General features: G+C 28.9%; 3 protein-coding genes and 2 pseudogenes. All 5 read left to right on the plus strand.

Annotated features, from left to right (window positions below; genetic code table 11):
- Positions 1-265 (plus strand): annotated as a pseudogene (locus Q0F58_RS17885) (polysaccharide pyruvyl transferase family protein); the annotation flags it as partial.
- The gene (locus Q0F58_RS17890; RefSeq protein ID WP_294379214.1) at positions 265-1,338 is read left to right on the plus strand and encodes an acyltransferase family protein; all 1,074 of its coding nucleotides are present in this window, start codon (positions 265-267) and stop codon (positions 1,336-1,338) included. The pseudogene Q0F58_RS17885 and the gene Q0F58_RS17890, both read left to right, overlap by 1 nt.
- Positions 1,335-2,324, plus strand: a complete 990-nt coding sequence (locus tag Q0F58_RS17895; protein ID WP_294379215.1) for a glycosyltransferase family 2 protein — start codon at positions 1,335-1,337, stop codon at positions 2,322-2,324. Before Q0F58_RS17890 ends, Q0F58_RS17895 begins: the two co-directional genes overlap by 4 nt.
- On the plus strand, positions 2,317-3,261 hold the full coding sequence (locus tag Q0F58_RS17900; protein ID WP_294379216.1) for a glycosyltransferase family 2 protein: 945 nt from the start codon (positions 2,317-2,319) through the stop codon (positions 3,259-3,261). Before Q0F58_RS17895 ends, Q0F58_RS17900 begins: the two co-directional genes overlap by 8 nt.
- Before the next feature lie 31 nt (positions 3,262-3,292).
- A pseudogene (locus Q0F58_RS17905) lies at positions 3,293-3,782 on the plus strand (sugar isomerase); the annotation flags it as partial.

The raw sequence follows: 3,782 nt of genomic DNA on the forward strand, positions 1-3,782 counted from the left end.
TTCAACAGGGGTTCCTACATTGGTTTTAGGATACTCGGTTAAATCCGAAGGAATTGCACATGATATTTTCGGACAAACAAAGAACTATGTAGTTCCTTATCAAGATATTGTATCAGAAGATACTTTATTACAGTGTTATCAATGGATAAAAAAGCACTCTGTTGAAATTAGGAAAGTATTATTAGATACGACAAAAAAATATCAAGAAATAATAAGGGAGACTGGTAAATTATTAAAGAAAAAGTACTATGAGGGTCAGGAATAATGAAAGAGAGTAATCAGAGAATTGGTTCATTTGATGTTTTAAGGATTATATTAAGTTTGTTTGTAATATTATTGCATTTTAACAATTCAAATGGTGGAAATGCTTTGAAATATACAGAAAATAATGTGATAGGGCATGAATTCTTACTAATTTGTGAAAGTTTAGCGATTTGTGCTGTGAATACGTTTATGATTTTATCAGGATATTTTTTGTACAAAAGACAGATGCGAAGAATTATAAAACCAATTTTGCTGATTCTAACAGTAATGGGATATAATAGTTTTTTTGCACTAATAAAAATGATAGGTGTTGGGCAATTTTCACCGGGAATATATATACGGAGTTTAATACCAATTAATTATTTTGTATGGCTATATAGTGTTGTGTATTTACTTTCACCGTGGATTAATATTATGATTAAAAATGTGACAAAAAAGCAAATGCAAGTATTATTAATATTAATGCTTATATTATTTTCTGTTTATCCAAGCATAATTGATATATATTGTGGAATTTCAGGAACAGTAATTAACGGAATAAGTACTGTTTCATCTACTGATAGTGGTTCGGGATATACATTAGTAAACTTTATCATGATGTATTGTATAGGAGCGTATATTCAAAAATATAAATGTATGATAGGGCATAAAAAAAGTATGTTGGGGTTTGTTTTTTGCTCAATATGTACATTTTCCCTAATACATTATACGTTTAATGCTATGTATTATAATAATATTGCTGTTGTTTTATCGTCAGTATTTTTAGTGTTACTTTTTTGTGAAATAAAAATTAAAGAAAATATTATTGTGCTGACACTGTCTGGGTTAACCTTTCAAGTATTTGTTATTCATTGTTGCATGTATGAAATTTGGGAGAAAATGGATATAAAGAGTATTTTATCTGGTAACATAGCAGCAGTAATATGCGGATCTTTTTTGGCGGTCATAGTTATGTATGACTTTAGTGTTGGAGTTGCATTAGTTGGAAGGTTTATTTCAAAACCAGCTACATATGTATTAGGGAAGTTTGTGAAGGGAGCCTATAATATACAAACTGAGAGGGATGAAAAATGAAGAATGGATTAGTAAGCGTAATAACACCATGTTATAATGTGGCAAATACATTAGTGTGTTATTTACAGTCATTATTAAATCAAACATATGAAAATATAGAAGTAATTGCTGTTGACGATGGGTCAATAGATGAAACTGCAAATATCTTAAAAAAATATATTCCAATTTTTTTCCAGCATCGTATGACACTTAAATATATTTATCAAAAAAATTCTGGCTTAGGTGCAGCAATAAATACAGGATTAAAATATGTAAGCGGAGAATATTTATGTTGGGCTGATCCAGATGATTTTTATATTCCGACATCGATTGAAAAAAGGATAAAAATATTACAAGACCATTTAGAGTTTGCAGTTGTAAGTAGTGATGCGTATGTATTTTATTCAGAAAATTTGCAAAAACCTATTAAAAGAGAGGCAACACGATTTGTACATCGGTATGAATATAATCAATTTGAATATTTGTTAACGGAAGAATCTCATTTTTGTGCAGGATGTCATATGATACGAATGTCTGCATTTGATGAAGTAAATCCTGAAAGAAAAATATATCCGGCCAAGAGAGGGCAGAATTGGCAGTTATTATTACCTGTTTATTATAAATATAAAAGATTTTATTTAGATGAACCATTATACGCATACATAATATATCCAAAGAGTATGTCATCAGGAGACACAACTAAAGAAAAAGAATTACAAAGATGGGAAGAACATGAAAAAATAATTAATGAAACATTGGCTAAAATTCCTTTACAGGATACAGAAAGGGAAAAATATACACAAATAATAAATATTCGTTATGCAAAGAAGCGATTTTATACAGCGATAGATTACAAAGATAAAAAACTTTTAAAAGAACAGTATTTATTTTTAAAATATTATAATGAAGATACAAGTGAAATCAGAACGTCATATTTGCGAAATTACTATCTTTTATGGAAGATATATTATAAATTAAAAGAAATAATAGAGGAAAATAATGTGTAAAATTTCAATTATAGTACCGGTATATAATGCCGAAAATTCATTGGTAGCTACATTAAACAATATTCGAGAACAAAGTTTAGAAGATGTGGAAATAATTTGTGTAGATGATGGTTCAACAGATAATTCATCTAATATAATTAAAAAAATTCAAATACAAGATAAGAGAATCTATTATATATATCAAAAAAATCAAGGGGCTGGTGTTGCACGTAATAAAGGTATTTCGGTTGCAAAAGGTGAATATATAGCATTTATGGATGCGGATGATTTTTATCCAAATATGTTTGTTCTTGAAAAACTTTACTTGTCAGCAAAAAGAAATCAGGCATTGATTTGTGGAGGATCAGCACAGGGAATAGGAAAAAATGATAGAAGAGCATTTGAAATAGAAGGGTATATGGAATTTTCTGATTATCAATTTGACTTTTTGTTTGCTAGGTTTATTTTTAAGCGCTCTTTTTTAAATGATAGAAAAATTGTTTTCCCAAACTTGAGAGTATATGAAGATCCTATTTTTTTGGCTAAAGCATTAATAGAAGCAAAAAAATTTTTTGTAATAAAAGAAGCGGTATACGCATATACAGGTTCACATCAGATTCAGACTATGAATTTAGAAAAAATAAAGGATTATATTATGGGTATAACGCAATCTCTATATATATCTTCTGCTAGTCACTTGGAAAGATTGCATAGAGACACATTTGAACGTCTTGATCGAGAAGTTTGTTATTATGCAGAAAAGTATTTATACGAGGGAGATAAAGAAATTTTAAATTTGTTGTTAAAGGCAGATGTTGCGATAAATCGTGAATTAATTGGAATTGACGAAAATTATCATCTTCCAGTGATTATTTCAATGTGGAATGCAGCAAGTAAATATATGAGGTTAAGAAATATAAAACTTATTAAGAGATTTTTGCAAATAATAAAAAAATAATAGTATAGTTGGATGTTTGAAAGGAAAAATCATGAATGCTAAGAGGAGTATCTATAATATTTTCTTTGGAATGCTAAGTCAGGTTATTTCAATTGCATTGGGTATTATGATTCCTAGATTGGTATTGGTAAATTTAGGATCAGAATCTAATGGCTTACTGTCTTCAATAAACCAAGCAATGGTTTATTTAAATTTATTAGAAGCGGGGATTGGAACAGCAACATTACAGGCGTTATACAAGCCTGTTGCAGAACGGAATACACAGGATATTAACAGTATTTTGTCTGCAACGAACAAGTACTATAAGAAAGTCGGAACATGGTATTTTATTGCAGTTATAATATTGGCGTTGCTTTTTCCTGTTATAGTTAATTCTGAACTGTCTTATTTAACCATTTTTTGTGTGGTTTTTCTAAGCGGAATGTCTCAGGTTATTAATTTTTTCTTTCAAGGGAAATTCAGAATTTTAATGCAAGTTGAAGGGAAAAACTATATTTTAACAAATTTGGGAACTGTCATTA

This window comes from uncultured Clostridium sp. (assembly GCF_934754915.1).
Lineage (GTDB): Bacteria > Bacillota > Clostridia > Clostridiales > Clostridiaceae > Clostridium.

What these genes read in the sequence shown, in the direction of transcription:
- Q0F58_RS17895 (WP_294379215.1), top strand. Translation starts at nt 1,335, where the DNA reads ATGAAGAATGGATTAGTAAGCGTAATAACACCATGTTATAATGTGGCA.
- Q0F58_RS17900 (WP_294379216.1), top strand. Translation starts at nt 2,317, where the DNA reads ATGTGTAAAATTTCAATTATAGTACCGGTATATAATGCCGAAAATTCA.
- Q0F58_RS17890 (WP_294379214.1), top strand. Translation starts at nt 265, where the DNA reads ATGAAAGAGAGTAATCAGAGAATTGGTTCATTTGATGTTTTAAGGATT.